Genomic DNA, 19,385 nt, shown 5'->3' on the forward strand with positions numbered 1-19,385 from the left:
GGAAGCCTGCCACTTCCGGCTGCACAGTTCCGAATTGTGATCCATCGATGACCAGCTTTCGCCAGTATTTCCCCATTCTCGACTGGGGCCGCTCCTACAACCGGTCGGCGCTGTCGAACGACCTGATTGCGGCGGTCATCGTGACGATCATGCTGATCCCGCAATCGCTGGCCTATGCGTTGCTTGCGGGGCTCCCGCCCGAGGCCGGGATCTATGCGTCCATTGTGCCGATCCTGCTCTACGCGATCTTTGGGACCAGCCGGGCGCTGGCGGTCGGGCCGGTCGCGGTCGTGTCTTTGCTGACGGCCTCTGCCATCGGGCAGGTGGCGGACCAGGGAACAGCCGGTTACGGCGTGGCCGCCTTGACGCTGGCCTTTCTATCGGGCGGTTTTCTGGTCCTGATGGGTGTGTTCCGGTTGGGATTCCTTGCCAACTTTCTCAGCCATCCGGTGATTGCGGGGTTCATCACGGCATCCGGCATCCTGATCGCCACCAGCCAGCTGAAACATATCCTTGGCGTGACGGCGCATGGGCATACCCTGCCGGAAATGCTGGGCTCGATCTTTGCGCATCTCAACGAGATCAACTGGATCACCGTTGTCATCGGCAGTGCCGCGACTGGGTTTCTTTTCTGGGTGCGCAAGAACCTGAAGCCCGGACTGCGCAGACTTGGTGTCCCGCCGCTGCTTGCCGATGTCCTGACCAAGGCGGGCCCCGTCGCCGCGGTCGTCGCCACCACCGTCGCCGTCTGGGCATTCGATCTCGCCGGGCGCGGCGTGAACATCGTGGGCACTGTGCCTCAGAGCCTGCCGCCGCTGACCCTGCCGGGCCTGTCCCCGGATCTGATGAAAACCCTTTTGGTGCCCGCGATCCTGATTTCGGTCATCGGCTTTGTCGAAAGCGTTTCCGTGGCGCAGACCCTTGCGGCGAAGAAACGTCAGCGTATCGACCCCAACCAGGAACTGATCGGCCTGGGCGCGGCCAACCTGGGCGCGGCCTTTACCGGCGGCTATCCGGTAACCGGCGGCTTTTCCCGGTCCGTGGTCAATTTCGATGCCGGGGCGGAAACCCCGGCTGCCGGTGCCTTTACCGCGATTGGCCTTGGCATTGCCGCGGTCGCCTTGACACCGCTGGTCTATTACCTGCCCAACGCCACGCTGGCCGCGACGATCATCGTGGCTGTCCTGAGCCTTGTTGATCTGTCGATCCTGCAAAAGACGTGGCGATATTCGCGCGCCGATTTTTCCGCGGTTGCGGTGACGATCCTGCTGACGCTTGGCCTGGGCGTCGAGATCGGTGTGGCCGCCGGCGTCGCGATCTCGGTGGTCTTGCACCTCTACAAAACATCCCGCCCGCACGTGGCCGAGGTCGGTCTCGTGCCGGACAGCCAGCATTTCCGCAACATCCGCCGCCATAAGGTGTCCACCGACCCGACGCTGGTGACACTGCGGGTGGATGAAAGCCTTTACTTCGTGAACGCCCGCTTCCTGGAGGATCTGGTTCAACGTCGGGTCGCCGATGGCTGTGCGATCCGCAACGTCGTGCTGATGTGCTCCGCGATCAACGATGTGGATTACTCTGCTTTGGAAAGCCTGGAGGCGATCAATCATCGGTTGAAGGATATGGGCGTGGGTCTTCATCTGTCAGAGGTCAAAGGCCCCGTGATGGACAGGCTGACACGCTCCCACTTCATCGCTGACCTGAATGGCCAGGTCTTCTTGTCGCAATTTGACGCGTGGAAGGTACTGACGGATCCGACACGGATGGCAAATGCTGTGGAATGACCCGAAAGCACAGAACGTCATGACGATCTCTAACACCGAAAGATGCCTTGCGCGGCCCGAGTAGCCGCGCGGCTTCGGGGCAAGGGGCCGGGACCACCCGGTGTGGCCAGGCCCGATCCGCTGACCCAAGATCATAAGCAAGTATCAAGCATGCAGTGTTCCATCCGTCGGGGCCAGCGGCGCGTGCCACTGGGCGTGTACCCCGATCCAGATTGGGCAACCGGATACCGAACCCATTGACCTGACTGCCTTTCCGCCCCGCAAGATGACACGCTTGCGCGACTGTCACGCCTTGCTCTGCGCAGCAGAAGACATCGCGCGCGGCATCACAGATATACCCCGTACGGTGCCTTATCCCGGCCCGGCAGACCACCCGTGGTGCGGCTGATCCGAAGGTACCCGTTGACAGGTACTATAATTAAAAGTATTTGTACTACAAATGAGGGGGAATTGTCGTGCAGATTACGAAAGTCTCAGCAGTCGTCTGCAATGCAGAGATGCGCAACTGGGTCTTTGTCCGCGTCGAAACGGACGTGCCGGGGCTAGTGGGCTGGGGCGAGGCGACGCTGGAATGGAAAACACGCGCGGTGACCGGGGCCATTGCGGACATCGAGCCGCTACTCATCGGGCAGGATCCGCGCAACATCGAACAATGCTACCAGATCATGACACGCCACGGGTTCTGGCGGATGGGTGTGATCGGAATGTCCGCCATCAGCGGCATCGAGATCGCCTTGTGGGATATCCTCGGGAAATCGCTTGATACACCGGTTTGGCGGCTGCTGGGCGGACAGGTGCGCGACCATCTGCGGACTTATACGCACCTTGGCATGGGCAACATGACATCCGTCTACGAGACGGATGGCGCACAGGAACTGGCTGAACGTGGCCGTGCCGTGGTCGACGCGGGCTATAGCGCCGTCAAGGTCGTCGCCATTCCCTATGCGCATTATATTGCGTCGAACCGCGCCATCGACGGTGTCGGCGAAGCGATCGACGCGCTGCGCTCCGAGGTTGGGCCGGATATCGACATCATGGTCGATTTCCACGGACGGCCTGCCTCGGCTTCGCTCGCCCGCGAATTCCTCAAGGTCCTGGAACCTTCCCGCATCCTGTTCGCGGAAGAACCCGTCCCGCCGGAGAATGTCGACGCGATGGCCGAGCTGACGCGGACATCCCCGGTCACCATCGCCGGGGGCGAACGGCTCATTGGTCGGGCGGGTTTTGACACCGCGCTCAAGGCCGGAGCCTTCCATATCGCGCAGCCGGACATCGTGCATGTCGGCGGTCTGTGGGAAGCAAAGAAAATCGCCGCAATGTGCGAGACCGCCGGGATCGGCGTCGCACCCCACAATCCACTGGGTCCGATTGCCGGGATCGCCGCGCTGCACTTTGGGGTGTCGACCCCGAACCACATTATCCAGGAAGAGATGGTTGGCGCAGTTCCGTGGTATGACAGCGTTGTCAAATGGCCCATCGACAAGGTCGCGGGACGCTGGGACCTGCCGGAAAAACCGGGGCTGGGACTGGAAGTCGACGAAGCCGAAGTCGCGGCCCATCCCTTCCAGCAGGAAGTGCTTCACACCCGAAATGCGGTGCTGCCCGATGGCACCATCGTGGATTGGTGATCGCCATGTCAGGACGTTTGCAAGACAAGGTAGCGATCATCACCGGGGCCGGACGGGGCATTGGCGCCGCAATCGCGCGCGCGTTTGCCGCCGAGGGCGCGAAGGTCGTGGTCGCTGAAATGGACGAAGCGACCGGCACGGCCGTTGCCTCGGAGACCGGAGGGCTTTTCTGCCGCTGCAACGTCACGTCGCAGCCCGATATCGACAGGACGATCCACGAGACGCTCGATCGGTTCGGACGGATCGATATCCTGGTGAACAACGCAGGCGCGAACGTGTTTCATCGCCCGCATGAGATGCCGCGATCCGAGTGGGCGCGCTGCATGGCGCTGGACCTCGAATCCTGCTGGGCCATGGCCGAAGCGGTTTTGCCCGACATGCGCGCCCGGCGCGGCGGCGCGATCATCAATATCGCAAGCACACATGGCTTCAAGATCATCCCCCATACCTTCCCCTACCCCGTCGCCAAGCACGGGCTGATCGGACTGACCAAGTCCTTGGGGATCGAATACGCGGCAGAGAACATCCGCGTGAACGCGATCGCTCCGGGGTACATCGATACCCAGATCGCCCGCGACTACTGGGCGGGGTTCGACGACCCCGCGGCAGAACGGCTGCGCGCCGAGAACCTGCATCCGCCACGCCGGATCGGTCAGCCCGAGGAGGTCGCCATGACGTCGGTCTTCCTGGCCTCGGACGAAGCCACCTTCATCAACGCAGAGACAATCACCATCGACGGGGGTCGCTCGGCGTTGTTCCACGACTAAGACCACAATTTCATAGGGAGGAAACCATGAAACATCTGAAACTTACCGCTGCCTGCATCGCCGGGCTGCTCATTCCGCTCGGCGCTGCTGCGCAGGATGATGGCATCAAGATCGGCTACATCAACAAGATGGGCGATCACCCTTGGTTCGTGGCCGAGGTCGCCGGCGCATCCGAAGCCGCCGAGGCGGCCGGTGCCGAGTTCGTAAGCCAGGACGTGCAATTCAACGCCGATCTCGCGATCACCACGCTCGATACGATGATCGGCGACGGCGTCGACGGAATTGCCATCGTCGTTCCCGACCGGGCGCTTGGCCCGGTGATCGCGGCGCGCGCCGCCGAAGCCGGCGTGCCGCTGATCGCGGTGGATGACGACATTCTGGACCAGGAAGGCAACCCCGTGCCCTACGTCGGTCTCAACGCGTTCGTCATCGGCGAGCGTGTGGGCGAAAACCTGGCCAAGTTCTACGAGGAAAGCGGCTGGGACAAGGACTCGGTCGGCATCGTCTCGATCGAGGACCGCAAGGCCGACACCTGCATGCAGCGCAACGGCGGTGCTGAAAAGGGCCTGCTGGCGAACTCCGATCTGACCGAAGACCAGATCGTGCGCGCCGCCTATGACAACACCATGGTCAACGCCATCGACGTGATGACGACCACGCTGACCGCGAACCCGCAGTACGATCACTGGATCTTCTATTCGTGCAACGACGATGGGGTGCTTGGGGCCGCCCGCGCCATGGAAAACTCGGGCTATTCGGCCGATGTTGGCATTGGGATCGGCATCGACGGCAGTCGCGCCTGCGATGCCTTCGGCAACGGTCGCAGTTCGGCGTTCAAGGGCACCATGTGGCTGAATTCGGCCAACCACGGTCGTGACGCGGTGAACCTGCTGGTTGCGTCGATCAAGGACGGCACACCGCTGCCCACGGCGACCTATTCCGACCCGGAATTCATCACGCTGTCCAACTTCGCTGACTACTCCGACCGGCTCTGCAACTGACCGGTCAGGGGCGCGCATCCCCAGTGGTGCGCGCCCCGACCTGACCCGTCCATGAAGGAGAGCCCCATGACTACCCCATTTCTGCGCATCGACGGGCTGACCCGGCATTTCGGTCCGGTGCAAGCCCTGTCCGACATCACCCTAGAGTTTCACCCAGGCGAAGTTCTGGCACTGGTGGGGGAAAACGGCGCTGGCAAATCCACCATGATGCGGTTGCTGGAAGGTGTCTTCCCTCCGACCAGCGGCAGCATTCACATCAACGGCCAGGCGGTCAGGTTCGCGCAGCCTCGCGAAGCCCATGCCGCGGGCATTCGCGTCATCCACCAGGAACCAGAGATCGTGCCGGATCTGACCGTTGCCGAGAACATCTTTACCGGTGACCTGCCCCGCAGGGGGCGGCATTTCCTGGACTGGAAACGGCTTTTCACCGACACCGAGGCGCTTTTGGAAACCTTCGGCATGGCGCACGAACTGCATCCCCGGCAGCTTTGTGCCGGTCTTGGCCCAGCCCAGCGCCAGATGATCGAAATCATGCGCGCCGTGCAGGCCGGCGGCAAGCTGATCGCCTTTGACGAGCCGACCTCGTCGCTGACCGACGAAGAAACCCGTCGCCTGTTTTCCATCATTCGCCGGTTGCGCGACGAAGGGGTGGCCGTGATCTATATTTCGCACCGCCTGGTCGAAATCACGGAACTGGCCGATCGTGTCGCGGTTCTCCGCGACGGCAAATTGGTCGATGATCTGCCTGCCGAGGGCATCACCGAGGAACAGATCACCCGCCTGATGGTCGGGCGGCCGCTGTCCGACATGTTTCCCGGCCGCGCGCCGTCTACCGGCGAGATCATCTTGGATGTCGCCCGTATGAGCACCGACCACGTCACCGACATTTCGCTGCAGCTGCGTGCAGGCGAGGTTCTGGGGATCGGCGGTTTGATCGGGGCTGGCAGGTCCGAACTGGCCAAGGGCATCTTCGGCTTTCACCGTCGCACCGCCGGGACGGTTCGCGTCGGCGGCACCGATCTGCCGTCGGGCGATACAGCCGCCGCGATTGCCGCCGGCATCGGCTTCGCCCCCGAGGACCGCAAGGAAGAGGCGCTGCTGCTGATGCAGACCATCCTCGAGAACGCGGTCCTCTGCGTCCCGCAAAAGGTCTCGAGCGGCGGTTTCTTCAACCGGGCCAAGGCACTGGAACTGATTTCCGGCATCTCGAAACAGATGCGGCTCAAGGCCTCATCGCTGGATGCGCCGATCACCTCGTTGTCGGGCGGCAACCAGCAAAAAGTCGTGCTGACCCGCTGGCTGGCAAGCGATCTCAAGGTGCTGATCCTCGACGAGCCGACACGCGGCATCGACGTGGGCGCGCGGTCCGAGATCTATGACCTTATCCGCAGCCTGACCGACACCCAGGGGTTGGGCGTCATCGTGATCTCGTCGGAACTGCCCGAACTGCTTGGCCTGTCCGACCGAATTCTCGTCATGGCCGAGGGTCGCATCCAGGCGGAATTCGACCGCGACGCAGCAAATGAACAGAACATCATGGCCGCGGCCATTCCCCACAGGCAGCCGATTGCCGGGGCACAACTCGAAGGAGCGGACCATTGACCGATCAAACCAACAACGCCCAAAAAGAAGGGTTCAAGATGCACCGCTTCATCGAACGGGTCGGCATCCACAATATCAGCCTGCTGGTCGCGCTGATCGGGCTGCTGGTCATCTTTGGTGTGCTTCGCGGGGATGTTTTCTTCTCGACGCGGAACTTGCTGAACATCGGCATGGGCGTCGCCATCCTGGGCGTTCTCGCGATTTCCCAGACCGGTGTGATCGTGTCCGGCGGCCTCGACATTTCGGTCGGCTCAATTGTTGGCCTGACGACCGTCGCCACCGCCATGACCATCCAGGCGACTGACATGGCGGGGCTGGGCCTGCTGGCAGGCATCGTGGTCGGCGGTCTGGCCGGGCTGGTGAACGGACTGCTGATCACCTACGGGCGGATCAACGCGGTCATCGTGACACTGGGCACCATGGCGATCTTTCGTGGTGTGGCCTTCATCCTGTCCAACGGCCAGTCGATTTCGATCTTCAACGACAGCTTCCGCTGGATTGGCACGGGCCGCATCCTCGGGCTTCCGGCGCCGATCTGGATCCTGATCGCGGTGGCCATCGGCTTTTACATCTTCATGCACAAAAGCATCGTCGGCCGGAACTATTATGCCATTGGCGGAAACCCCATCGTGGCGCGCCTGTCCGGCCTGAAGATCCCGAACTACCGCGTTGCCATCTACGTCGTTTCCGGCATCATGGCAGGCGTGGGCGGTATCCTTCTGGCTGCGCGCACCGGGTCCGGACAGCCGATTTCCGGCTCGGACGGCCTCGAACTCGAAGCCATCACCGCGGCATTCCTCGGTGGCTGCGCGATGCAGGGCGGTCGGGGCACGGTGGTCGGCGCACTGCTTGGGGTTGCGATCATCGGCGTCCTCAACAATGGGATGATCCTGACTGCGGTTCCCACATTCTACCAGATGCTGGCCAAGGGATCCCTTCTTATCCTTGCCGTTTTCCTGGCAGAGTACCGCTTGAACAAGAATTGAGTACGCATGGCGATCAAAAAGGCAAAACCTCTGCGGAACGCACAACCGCGACCGCGCGAGATGGTGACCAGCACGCTGGCGCAAAAGATCCTGTCGGGCGAGTTTTCGCCCGGCACCCAGCTGCCGACAGAGGCAGAGATGAGCCAGGAAATGGCAGTCAGCCGGACCGCGCTGCGTGAAAGCGTCCGGATGCTTGCCGGCAAGGGCCTGATCGCAAGCCGCCCGCGCATCGGCACCATCGTCCTGCCTTCCGAGCAATGGAACCACCTGGACAGCGAACTGCTGGCCTGGCGCGAACGCCTGCCGCCGGACGTCAATTTCATTCGCGCGCTGACCGAGGCCCGGCAAGTCATCGAGCCGGCCGCCGCGGCCATGGCCGCCCTGCGCGCCGACGGAACCGACCTTGGCCGGATCCAGACCGCCTATGACCGCATGTGTGGCGGACAGACGGCCGACATCGAGGGCACGGTCGCGGCGGACGAAGATTTCCACCTCTCCATTCTCCGGGCCAGCAAGAACGAGATCTTCGCCAATTTTGGCGCTGTCATCGGATCCGCCCTGCGCATGAGCTTCCGCTTGACCACACGCGCGGCGCAGAATTTCTCGGCCTCGCTCGCAACGCACGGTGCCGTGCTCGAAGCAATCCGCATGCGGGATGCCGCCAAGTCGCGGGACTTGATGACCGGGTTGATCGACCTCGCCGCGCATGAGTTGAACAGCATCGCCGTCCCCGACGGACCGCCCCAGAAACCGGACCCGTGACCTCCCCTCGCTGTCTGGAATTCAGCGCAGGAAATCTTCGCGCCTCGGTGGATCCCGAAATGGGCGCGGCCTTGCTGTCTTTCGACCTGGCGACACCGGCGGGCCCCAGACCGATATTGGCGCCATCAGGTTCAGAACCGTCAGACGTCGGGCACTCGTCGCTGTTTCCGATGGCCCCCTTTGCCAACCGCATAAGGAACAACCGGCTGATCATCGCAGGACGCGACGTCCAGCCTGAGCCCAACACGGATGATCCCTTGTGCCTGCATGGCTGGGCCTGGCAACGCGCATGGCAAGTGGCACGGCAGGCACCCGACAGCTGTCAGCTGCGGATGCGACTGCGCGACCACGGCTATGATCTGACCTTGACCTACGAGATGTATCTTTCCGAGACGGCCCTGCAGCTTACCCTTGGTGCGGTAAATGAAAGCGCCGCCCCAGCGCCGGTGGGCCTTGGTCTGCACCCTTACTTTCCCCGCGGCGCGGACACCCGGATCAGCTTTGCAGCCGACAAGGTCTGGCCCGACGGTCCGGGGCACCTGCCTGCCGGGTCCAGGCCGATCTCAGAGTGTGACGATTATTCAGCCGGCCGAAGCCTTCCGCCGGTCTGGCGCAATGACTGCTATTCCGGGTGGTCCGGGCAGGCACGCATCCAGCAGCCCAGCCTGGGCTACGATCTGGACCTGACTGCGCGGGGCACGGATGTGCTGATGTTCTATGCCGATCCCTCGCTGGAACGTTTCGCACTCGAACCGCAAACCCACGTCAGCGGGGAAACCCACACAGGGTCCGATGGCCTGCTGGCGCTTGCGCCCGGACAGGACACCCGGATCAGCTTGACCTTGTCCGTGCGACCCCACGCCCCCAACCCAGCCCCACAGGTCCCCCATGCCCCAGATTGATCTTTCCGCCACGACATGGGTTGCCGCCGATTGGGGGTCCACGAACTTGCGCCTGTGGCTGATGACCGACGACGACAAGGTGGTGCACAAGATTCAGGGCCCGCGCGGAGCGGCGCAATTGACCGGGGCGGAATTCGGAACGGAATTGCGCGCCCTGCTGGCCCCGGTTCTGACCGGTCGGGACGGCGACCCGCTGGAGGTTATCGCCTGTGGCATGGTGGGATCGCGTCAGGGTTGGGCCGAAGCGGCCTACCAGAACGTTCCAGCCGCGCCGGTGAATGCGGTTCGGGCGCGGATCGTGTCCGATGACCGCAACGAGCTGACGGTTCATATTCTGCCCGGGCTTCAACAACTCTCCCCGCCCGATGTCATGCGCGGCGAAGAAACCCAGATCGGTGGCCTGCTCGTCTCCGATCCGGATTTCGACGGAATCGTCTGCCTTCCGGGAACGCACAGCAAATGGGCCCGCGTTTCAAATGGACAGGTAACATCCTTCGCCACCTGCATGACGGGCGAGATGTTCTCCCTTCTCTCCGAACACTCTGTCCTGCGTCATACCATCGATACCGACTCGCTGGACCTGGCATCCTTCGAGACCGCCGCCTCGGAAACCCTGACACGACCCGACGCTCTTTTGACCCGGCTGTTCAGCGTCCGCGCGGCCGCACTTGTTTCCGACGCCCGCCCGGGTGAAGCGGCGGGCCGCCTTTCGGGGCTGCTCATCGGGGCCGAGATCGGGTCGCTGCGCGGCCTCTGGCCTGACCTGCCCATAGCCGTTCTCGGGGCCTCCTCCCTCTCGGGGCTTTATGTCCGCGTCTTGCAGGCTGCGGGCATGAGCGTGACGCAGATCGATGCAGAGCACGCGACCGTCCAGGGGCTTGCGAAAGCTCACCGAACACTGAGGCGCCAGATGACGTCAGCCGCAATCTGACTGCCAACCTGCGCTGCCCTGATCAGGGCGAGGTCGACGATAAGGCGCAGGCATCGCACGCCACCGGCAGGCCCTGTATCGAGGGGCCGCAGGAGAGATGGAACCTAATCCTCGATTGCAAGAAGGCCCCCTGGCACATGCGCGGAAAAGGGCGTCAATCCCCTACTTTTCTCGAATTCTCTCCAATTCGATGCATCTCCCGTTAAGCCATTGCTTTAACATAAGTTAATAAAATCCTTCGTCCAAAAAGTGACCCATGGTAAAGATGAAAATCTAAGGTGGACGATAGACCACTGACGTAAAAGATTTTTTTGGGGGGAACTGAACCATGGTCGATCCGGACCTTTTCACAACTGTAGCCGACAACACACTTCTGCCTTTCGGCGGGAACCTGATCGCCCAAGGCGACGACAACTTTGAGCAGTTCGACATTTCAGAGATTTTTGAAGACGGATTTTCTTTTGGAAACAGGATCTTCACCGAGCTGTTCCTGAGCACGAACGGTGGCGTTTCGTTTATCGACGAGACGATCCCCTTCAATGGCACCTTCCCGAACACCGAATTCATCATTGCCCCCTTCTATGATGACCTCGACAACCGCACCCTGCCGCCCGGAGCAGATCCGGGGGTCTATTTCGACACGAATACCGCAAGGGATTCGATCGTTGCCACCTGGGTCGGTGTCGGCATCTTCAGCAACAACGTGACCGCCCCGAACACCTTCCAGCTGGAAATCATGGATCAGGGCGAAGGCGACGCCGAGATCATCTTCCGCTATTTCGACATGGGAAATTCCCGCGGTGACTCGTTCCAGATCGGTGCCGTTGCCGATGGCGCACCGCGCATCTTCCTGCGCGGTGGCACCGCCGGGGATGAACTGGGTCCGGCATCGGGCATGGACACGCTAGAGGGGAACACCGGCGTCGCAGGCGTCTGGCAATTTCGTGTCATCGACGGCGAATTGCAGATCGACGATCTGCTGGGCGAAACCCTGAACGGCAACAACAATCCGAACACGATCAATGGAACCAACCGCAACGACGTGATCAGCGGCGGCGGCGGCAACGATACGATTCTGGGGCGTCTGGGCATCGACCGACTCAGCGGTGATGCGGGCGAGGACTCCATCGACGGCGAGGGTGATGACGACATCATCAACGGTGGCGACGACAACGACACCCTGAAAGGGAGCGGTGGCGACGACACCCTGATGGGGGACGCGGGCGACGACCGGCTGGAAGGCGGCTCGGGCACCAACGAGCTCGATGGCGGCAGCGGTGCCGATCAGCTGGTTGGAACCGGGGGCACATCCTTCGCGTCCTACCGCAGCTCCACCACCGGGTTGACGGCCAACCTGAACAACACGAACGAAAACACCGGCGATGCGGTCGGTGATACCTATACGGCCCTGACGGGCATCATCGGGTCGGGCTTCAACGACCAGATCACCGGCAACAATCAGTCGAACGAACTGCGCGGCAACGCCGGCAACGACGCGATGGATGGCGATGACGGGAACGACACCATCAAGGGCGAAGAGGGGGACGACACCCTCATTGGCGGCGATGGCGACGACGAACTGTCGGGTGGTGCGGGTGCGGACGCCCTGATCGGTGGACCCGGTCGGGACTCGGCCAGCTATCGCGACGCGACAATGGCGGTCGTGGCCGATCTGGAGAATGCGGGTGCGAACTCCGGCGAGGCTGCGGGGGATACCTTCTCGTCGATCGAGGACCTGATCGGGGGCAGCGGCGACGACAGCCTCAGCGGCACGGCCACCGCCAACGTCATTTCCGGCAGCGACGGGGACGATACGCTCGTCGGACGCGGCGGCAACGATACGCTCAACGGCGACAATGAGGACGACGTCCTCAACGGCGGCGAAGGGGCTGACCGGCTCAACGGTGGCCGCGCCAACGACATCGCCTCCTACGAGGATGCAACGACGGGTGTTCAGGCGAACCTGGGCAACTCGGCCGCCAATACCGGCGAAGCAGCGGGCGACACCTACAACTCGATCGAAGGGCTGATGGGATCGGCCTTCAACGATACGCTGATCGGCGACGGCAACGACAACCTGATCATCGGCGGGGCGGGTGACAACACCCTGAACGGCGGTGGCGGCAACGACACCCTGCGCGGCGGGACAGGATCCGACGCGCATATCGGCGGGTCGGGTTCGGATACGGCGGACTATAGCGAAGCGGCCTCCGGCGTGCGCGCCAGCCTCTTCGATGCCTCCGGCAACACCGGCGAGGCGCGGGGCGACACCTACAACAGCATCGAGGGGCTCATGGGCTCCGCGTTCAATGACACGCTGGAAGGCACGAGCAACGCCCAGATGATCATGGGCCTGGCCGGCGACGACCTGATCCTGGAACGTGGCGGTGCCGACACGATCGACGGCGGAGAGGGCCTCAACACCCTGTCCTACGAGAATGCCAATACCTTCGTGGTCGTAGACCTGGAGGACAGCACCGCCAACCGCGGGGCCGCGTCCGGCACGACGATCACCGGCATCCAGAACCTGGTCGGCACGACCGCGGCCGACGACCTGCTGGGCGACGCCGAAGCCAACATGCTGTCGGGCGGTGGCAACGTCGACAACCTGAACGGGCGCGGTGGGGATGACACCCTGATCGGCGGGGCAGGCAACGACCAGCTGACCGGCGGTGACGGTGCCGACAGCTTTGTCGTCGAGACGGGCATGGGCAACGACACGGTCACCGACTTCTCGTTGAGCGAAGATTCGATCGACTACTCGCGCCTGTCCTCGGCAGAACGGGCCGCCGTCACCTTCTCGGCCAATGGCGCCGGCGACCGGGTCATCACCCTGGGCGACGGATCCACGATGACGCTGACCGGCGTGCCGCGGAACGTGGCCCCCACCGGCACACCGGTGGTCACAGGAACAGCCCGTGAGGATGAGACCCTCACGGTCGATACCTCCAGCATCGCCGACGCGGACGGGCTGGGCGCGCTTTCGGTCCAATGGCTGCGCGCCGGGGCAGAAATCGCGGGCGCGACCGGGTCGACCTATGTCCTGGGCCAGGATGATGTCGGCGCGGCTATCTCGGCCCGCGTCAGCTATACCGACGGTTTCGGCAGCGACGAGACGCTGACCAGCGCCGACACCGCGGCCGTCGAAAACGTGAACGACGCGCCGACCGGTGCCGTGACCATCGACGGCAGCGCGACCCAGGGTCAGACCCTGACCGCGAACACAACCACCGTTGCCGACGAAGACGGCCTCGGAAGCTTCTCCGTGCAGTGGCTGCGCGGCGGCGCAGAGATCGCCGGGGCCACGGGGGCGACCTATACCCTCGGGCAGGATGATGTCGGTGGCGCGATCAGCGCCCGTGTCAGCTACACCGATGGCGGCGGCACGGCCGAAGTCCTGACCTCGGCTGCGACGGCTGCGGTGCAGAACGTCAACGATGCCCCCACGGGCGCCGTGACGATTGCCGGGACCTTGGCGCAGGGCCAGTCCCTGACCGCTGACACCAGCGCCATCGCCGACGCAGACGGCCTGGGTGCCTTCAGCATCCAGTGGCTGCGGTCCGGTGTGGAAATCGCCGGGGCCACTGGCAGCAGCTATGCGCTGCTGCAGGCGGATGTAGGCGCGGCCATCACGGCCCGCGTCAGCTACACCGACGGCGGTGGCTTCGCCGAGGTTGTGACTTCGGCGGCGACCGGTCCGGTGCAGAACGTCAACGACGCCCCGACAGGCGCGGTGACGATCTCTGGCGTCGCACAGGTCGGCCAGGCCCTGACCGCCAGTTCTGCCGCGGTCAGCGATGATGACGGCATCAACCCGGCGACCGTCGCAGGCCAATGGCTGCGCGATGGGGCCGCGATCCAGGGGGCCACAGCGACCAGCTATACCTTGACCGGCGACGATATCGGGTCGCAGGTAAGCTTCCGCTTCTCCTACACCGACAACTTCGGGACCGCCGAATCCGTAACCAGCGTGGCCACCGCCGCAGTGACAGGTGGACTGAACCTGCGCGGCACGCCGGGACCGGATCGCCTGGTCGGCACCAGCGGCAACGACACGATCGATGCCCTGGCCGGAAACGACACCATCATCGGTGGTGCCGGAAACGACCAGATCATCGGTGGACCAGAAACGGGCGACCTGCGCGATGTGGTCTTTGCGGGCGAGGGCAACGACACCGTCTTCGGTGGATCCGGAAACGACGAGTTGCGCGGTGACGCGGGCAACGACTCGCTGATCGGCGGAGCCGGGGCCGATACCGTGATCGGGGGCACCGGAGACGACATTCTCACCGGCGGATCCTTCGGTGACGAGATCTTCGGCGGCGACGGGCTGGACTTCATCAACGGCGGCTTTGGGTCCGATCGGGTCAATGGTGGCGGCGGAGCAGACCGGTTCTTCCATCTGGGCATCGCGGATCACGGGTCCGACTGGATCCAGGACTACAACGGGGCCGAGGGCGACGTGCTGGTCTATGGCGGCAACGCCACCCGCGACCAGTTCCAGATCAACGTCACCACCACGCCCACGGCCGGCAGCGCGGGGGTTCAGGAAGCCTTCGTCATCTATCGCCCGACCGGAGACATCCTCTGGGCACTGGTTGACGGTGACGGCCAGGCAGAGATCAATCTCCGCCTCGGTGGTCAGGTCTTTGACCTGACAGCCTGAGGCCCGGACATATCGGGGCCGGGCATCCGGCCCCCACCCAAAAGAGGCAGGATCGCATCCTGCCTCTTTTTCGTTTGATCCGTTGACCGAATGACGCAACGGAAATCAGGAAACGATCCGAACGGCAAAGGTCACACCGTCGGTCAATTCGAAACGAAAAACGCCAACCTGCCCAATTCTCTCCATATTTGTGTGGAAATCGTCCGACTTGTGCAGTCCGGGACCGGGTACGTCTTCCCGCGCTGCCAAGGTGGGAAGGTTTCGTGACCGTGGTGGGATACGGACATCAGTCAGAACAACGCGGGACAAGGGCCGCGCCGGATTTCCGGTGCGCTGTGCCTTTGCGCGGCGCATGCAGCTGATCGGTCATATTGCGTATCTTTCGGCCATCGTGATCCTGTCCTCCGCTGTCTCCAAGGAGTTGCTCGGCCAGGCCACCGTGGCGGTCCTGGTGATCGGATTCCTGGGCAGCTGGCGCTATAGCTGGGCGGCCATAAACTTCACCCGTGCCATGCTTTTCCAGACCATCGTCCACCCCAGGCGCAAGCGCGCCGCACAGGCTCGGTTCGATGCGGCGGGCAACCCGGCGCATGCCTTTTTTCTCGTCACGTCCTATATGATCGGCACTGATACGACGATCGCGGTCTATCGCTCCATCTTTCAGGCGGCGGCAGCGGCGCGGGACGGGGCCACCATCGTGGTGTCCATCGTCGATGGGGCCGACGAACGGTTGATCCGGCAGATCTACGACGTCTCGCCCGCCAGGCCCGCGGGCGTGCGCCTGATCCTGGACCGTATTCCCGGGACCGGCAAACGCGATGCCTTGGCCCGGTCCTTTCGCCTGATCGCGCGGCTGCAACCGACACCGCATGACGTTCTGGTCGTGGCCGATGGCGATACCTGCGTCCCCGAAGACATCGTGGCCCAGATCGCGCCCGTCTTCACCGATCCCAAGGTCGGCGCCCTGACCACCGACGAGGCCGTGTCGATCCCCGAAGACAGCCTGTTTCGCGACTGGTTCAAGCTGCGCTTCGATCAGCGGCAGGTGATGATGTGCTCGATGGGCCTGTCCAAGCGGGTTCTGACGCTGACGGGCCGCATGTCCGCCTTCCGGGCTTGCCTGGCAACGAACCCCGGCTTTATCGAGCTGGTGCAGGCCGACTACATCAACCACCTGCGCCTGGGCCGCGTGAACTTCCTCACCGGGGACGACAAGTCGACCTGGTTCTGGCTGCTCAAGAATGGCTACCAGATGATCTATCTGCCCGACGTGCAGTCGATTTCTGCCGAAACCCAGCCGAAGCCCACATTCTACGACTCCGCCAATGCGCTGATGGTGCGGTGGTTCGGCAACATGCTGCGTACCAACGGCCGCGCCCTGGGCCTGGCCCCGCGCCAGATCGGCGGCTTTACCTGGTGGTCGATCCTGGATCAGCGGGTGTCGATCTGGACGACGATTTCCGGCCCGATTCTGGCGCTGATGGCGGCGCTGACCTACGATATCGCGCTGTTGGCGGTCTACGTCGCCTGGATCATGTTCACCCGCTACATCTTCGTGACGCTGATCACCGCCTTTCGGGGGCGCATCGGCTTCCCGATCACCTATCCGTTCCTTCTCTATTTCAGCCAGCTCTATGGTGCCCTGGTCAAAAGCTTCGTGCTGTTCCGTCTCGACAAGCAGAAATGGACGCGTCAGGCCGCCACCGGCGGTGGGGCGCGCCTGACAGTCGGGCAACGCATGATCGCGGCCAGTTCGGTTTACATGAACGTTCTCACCTTCGGCTGGCTTTTGCTGGCCCTTTTCCATTTTGCAAACGGGGCGAATTGATGTCCCTGATTTATATATACTTTCCGGGCCAGGGGCCCTGCATTCAATGAAGCATTCCAATCCCTCCGAAATGCAGCCCCCCAAGGCATTGCCAACCGGCTTTGCCCACACCGGGGAGCATCCTCAGCTGGAGCTGCCGTTCACCGCACTCGTCGGCCACCGAGAGCTGAAGGGCACGAGCATTTCGATCATGCGCGCCGTGGTCACCGGGTCCTTGCCCGTCGAGGCGGAAAACAGCACTCAGTCCGTGGCGCTGCGCGTCAACCTCGACGGCTTTTCACTGATCCTTTGGGTCGATGCCTTGGTCGAAGGCGTGGGCACCGACGCCATCACACTGCATTTCACCGATCCGACCGCCTCGCACGCGGCCCCGTTGCGGTATCTGCTGAACAGCTACGTGGCCGGGGATATCGTCTCCATGGGCGGAATGATGGGCTATACCGGTCCGGTTTCGGTCAAGGCCAAGTCGGGGCCGCAGGACCTGGGCCGGGTCCACAAGATCAAGAACCTGCTGCGCCGCGCCTTGGTGGTTGTCCTGACATTGCTGCTGGCTGTCCTGGCCTTTGACCTGGCACGGGATCGCATCCTGTTTGCCTATGAACCCCGCCCGGTGACGATCACGGCACCGGGGCAGACCCTGATGGCCACGACCGCCGGGCAGTTGGCCTATATCGACGCCGGTGCGGGCCCGGATCAGGTGGTCTATTCCATCGCCGCCAATTCCGGCGAATACATCAGCGTCAAGATGCCCTGCGATTGCGGCATCCAGGCGCTGCGCGACTTCGAGTTGGGCGCGACCGTCCTGCCCGGCAGCCCGCTTGTGCGGCTGACCTCCGGGCAAGAGGGTCTCGTCGCCTCCACCGAGATCAGCGCCGAAGGGGCCGCCCGTCTCGTCAGCGGCGACCGCGCCGAACTGGTAACGGCCAGCGGGCGCGTCATTCCGTTGCGGACCCGCATCCTGCCGGCGCGCGACGACACGACCCGGACGATCCCCATCGAGATGGTCCTGACGGAAACGGACGGACTATCGCCCGGCGATGTCGCCCGCCTGCGCCTGCGCAAGAACCTGATCCCCGCCATCCTGCGCGGCGACACCAGCGGCCCGCAGGGAGAGTGAGCCGATGATCCGCCGTCTCACCCCTTTCCTCGCTGCGCTTTTCCTCGCGTTCAGCCCCGCCTCAGGGGCCACCCCGGTCGGCCGCGCATTGGACGCGTCGGACGCCAACTATGCCACGCTTCGGGCCGAGGTTTCTGCCCTGCGCGCCCCGCAGGAACAGGCGGACACGGGGACACCGACCGGCAGCGTTCTGGAACCGGTGGACCTGCGCATCGCCCTCTTCCAGGTCGCGCGCGACGGCGAGGCAGAACATCAGGCCACGGCCCTCAATGCCCAACCGGGCGGCAGAACCGAGGCGCTGACCCTGCACTCGGGCACCGCCACGCTGACCGATCTGCAATCGGTGCCGGAGTATGGGGACAACGGCCTGACACGCCCTTTGATCATAGGGGTCGGGGCGACCCTGCGTCTGACCGAAGGCCAGATTCTGCGGCTTGACCGGGCGGCGGGGGCCTTTGTCATCAACTTCGGCACGCTCGACATCACAGGCGGCGGGATTGTCTCGGCGGGTGGGCCGAACCTCTTGGAACCTGCCTTCGCCCCCTTTGTGCTGACCGGCGGGGCTGGATCCTTCGCGGCCCGTGACGCCTGGTTCGAGGGTTTGGGCATCGCCCGCAGCCTCAGCTTCGGCGGCCTCGCCGTGGCGGGTCAGGGGCTTTACCGGGCGCCCAGCGCGCCACGCATTGTCAATTCCGTCCTGCGCGATGTGGCGACGCTCGCCTTCCTTTCCGGCACCGAAGTAGAGGTCACGGGAACCACCTTCGACCGCTCCCGCGGCTCTGCGATCGTGCTGCGCGGGGTGACCGGCGCACGGCTGCGCGACAACACGATCCTGGACACCATCAAGGGCGACGGTATTCGCCTGCACCGCAGCCCGGACAGCCGGATCACCGGCACCCGGATCTTTCGCGCCCACGCCAGCGGTATCGTGCTGGAGTCGGGCAGCCACGGCAGCCGCGTCTCCGACAGCGTGATCTGGCGCGCGGGACATCAGGGCGTGCATGCCGAGGCATCGGATTGCGTCACCCTCACCGATCTGGCGATCCTGGCACCGCGCCGCGATGGCATCCTGTTGCGCGCGGCGCAGGGGGCGCGGGTCACCGGCAGCCGGATCATGGACGCGGGCCGCGCCGGGCTGCTGATCGCCGGTCAGGCCGAAACCGCCCGCACGCAGCTGTCTGGCAACACACTTGCCTTCAACCGCACCGGGATCGAGACCGCCGCGCCGGGCCGCCTGCGCCTGTCGGGCAACGATTTCACCGACCAGTTTCCCCGCTTTCTCAGCGGGGACGTGCAGGCCCAGACGCCCGCGCTGCTGCGCGATCTGACCGGTGCCGCCCCCATCGTTCTGGCCGCCGGCGGGGTGCCCGATGCGCCCCCCCCCATTCAGCCCTGCCCGTCGGAGTCCTGA

At 63.8% G+C, this 19,385-nt stretch carries 13 protein-coding genes; all 13 read left to right on the forward strand.

All coding sequences use genetic code 11. The features are described from left to right. The first annotated feature begins 47 nt into the window (after positions 1 to 47). The 13 genes from K3551_RS01035 to K3551_RS01095 all read left to right on the forward strand — a co-directional run bounded on the left by K3551_RS01035 (position 48) and on the right by K3551_RS01095 (position 19,385). Positions 48 to 1,784 carry a SulP family inorganic anion transporter gene (locus K3551_RS01035; protein WP_259916923.1) on the forward strand — a complete coding sequence of 579 codons (1,737 nt, stop codon included), beginning with the start codon at positions 48 to 50 and terminating at the stop codon, positions 1,782 to 1,784. A gap of 455 nt (positions 1,785 to 2,239) precedes the next feature. Next, a complete protein-coding gene (gene dgoD / locus K3551_RS01040; protein WP_259916926.1) occupies positions 2,240 to 3,412 on the forward strand; it encodes a galactonate dehydratase in 1,173 nt (390 codons plus the stop codon). A 5-nt stretch (positions 3,413 to 3,417) separates the two neighbouring features. Continuing rightward, entirely contained in the window at positions 3,418 to 4,179 is a 762-nt protein-coding gene (locus tag K3551_RS01045; protein WP_259916928.1) for an SDR family oxidoreductase, read from the forward strand. Positions 4,180 to 4,205: 26 nt separating this feature from the next. Then, a complete protein-coding gene (locus K3551_RS01050) occupies positions 4,206 to 5,180 on the forward strand; it encodes a substrate-binding domain-containing protein (protein WP_259916931.1) in 975 nt (324 codons plus the stop codon). Positions 5,181 to 5,246: 66 nt separating this feature from the next. Further along, positions 5,247 to 6,782 (forward strand): sugar ABC transporter ATP-binding protein, encoded by a 1,536-nt coding sequence (locus K3551_RS01055; protein WP_259916934.1) that lies wholly within the window; start codon positions 5,247 to 5,249, stop codon positions 6,780 to 6,782. Next, a complete protein-coding gene (locus tag K3551_RS01060) occupies positions 6,779 to 7,768 on the forward strand; it encodes an ABC transporter permease (protein ID WP_259916936.1) in 990 nt (329 codons plus the stop codon). Before K3551_RS01055 ends, K3551_RS01060 begins: the two co-directional genes overlap by 4 nt. A gap of 6 nt (positions 7,769 to 7,774) precedes the next feature. Beyond that, complete coding sequence (locus tag K3551_RS01065; protein WP_259916940.1) at positions 7,775 to 8,530, forward strand: FadR/GntR family transcriptional regulator; 756 nt, start codon at positions 7,775 to 7,777, stop codon at positions 8,528 to 8,530. A 59-nt stretch (positions 8,531 to 8,589) separates the two neighbouring features. Beyond that, entirely contained in the window at positions 8,590 to 9,432 is an 843-nt protein-coding gene (locus K3551_RS01070) for an aldose 1-epimerase (protein ID WP_259916941.1), read from the forward strand. After that, positions 9,419 to 10,363, forward strand: coding sequence for a 2-dehydro-3-deoxygalactonokinase (locus tag K3551_RS01075; protein ID WP_259916943.1), 945 nt, complete (start codon positions 9,419 to 9,421; stop codon positions 10,361 to 10,363). The genes K3551_RS01070 and K3551_RS01075 overlap by 14 nt, the downstream gene beginning before the upstream one ends. A gap of 328 nt (positions 10,364 to 10,691) precedes the next feature. Beyond that, complete coding sequence (locus tag K3551_RS01080; protein WP_259916945.1) at positions 10,692 to 15,029, forward strand: nidogen-like domain-containing protein; 4,338 nt, start codon at positions 10,692 to 10,694, stop codon at positions 15,027 to 15,029. 328 nt (positions 15,030 to 15,357) lie between these two features. Beyond that, positions 15,358 to 16,857 carry a glycosyltransferase family 2 protein gene (locus tag K3551_RS01085; RefSeq protein WP_259916946.1) on the forward strand — a complete coding sequence of 500 codons (1,500 nt, stop codon included), beginning with the start codon at positions 15,358 to 15,360 and terminating at the stop codon, positions 16,855 to 16,857. Positions 16,858 to 16,903: 46 nt separating this feature from the next. Then, the gene (locus K3551_RS01090) at positions 16,904 to 17,974 is read left to right on the forward strand and encodes a hypothetical protein (RefSeq protein WP_259916947.1); all 1,071 of its coding nucleotides are present in this window, start codon (positions 16,904 to 16,906) and stop codon (positions 17,972 to 17,974) included. A gap of 4 nt (positions 17,975 to 17,978) precedes the next feature. After that, on the forward strand, positions 17,979 to 19,385 hold the full coding sequence (locus tag K3551_RS01095; protein ID WP_259916949.1) for a right-handed parallel beta-helix repeat-containing protein: 1,407 nt from the start codon (positions 17,979 to 17,981) through the stop codon (positions 19,383 to 19,385).

Source organism: Jannaschia sp. M317 (assembly GCF_025141175.1).
Classification (GTDB): domain Bacteria; phylum Pseudomonadota; class Alphaproteobacteria; order Rhodobacterales; family Rhodobacteraceae; genus Jannaschia.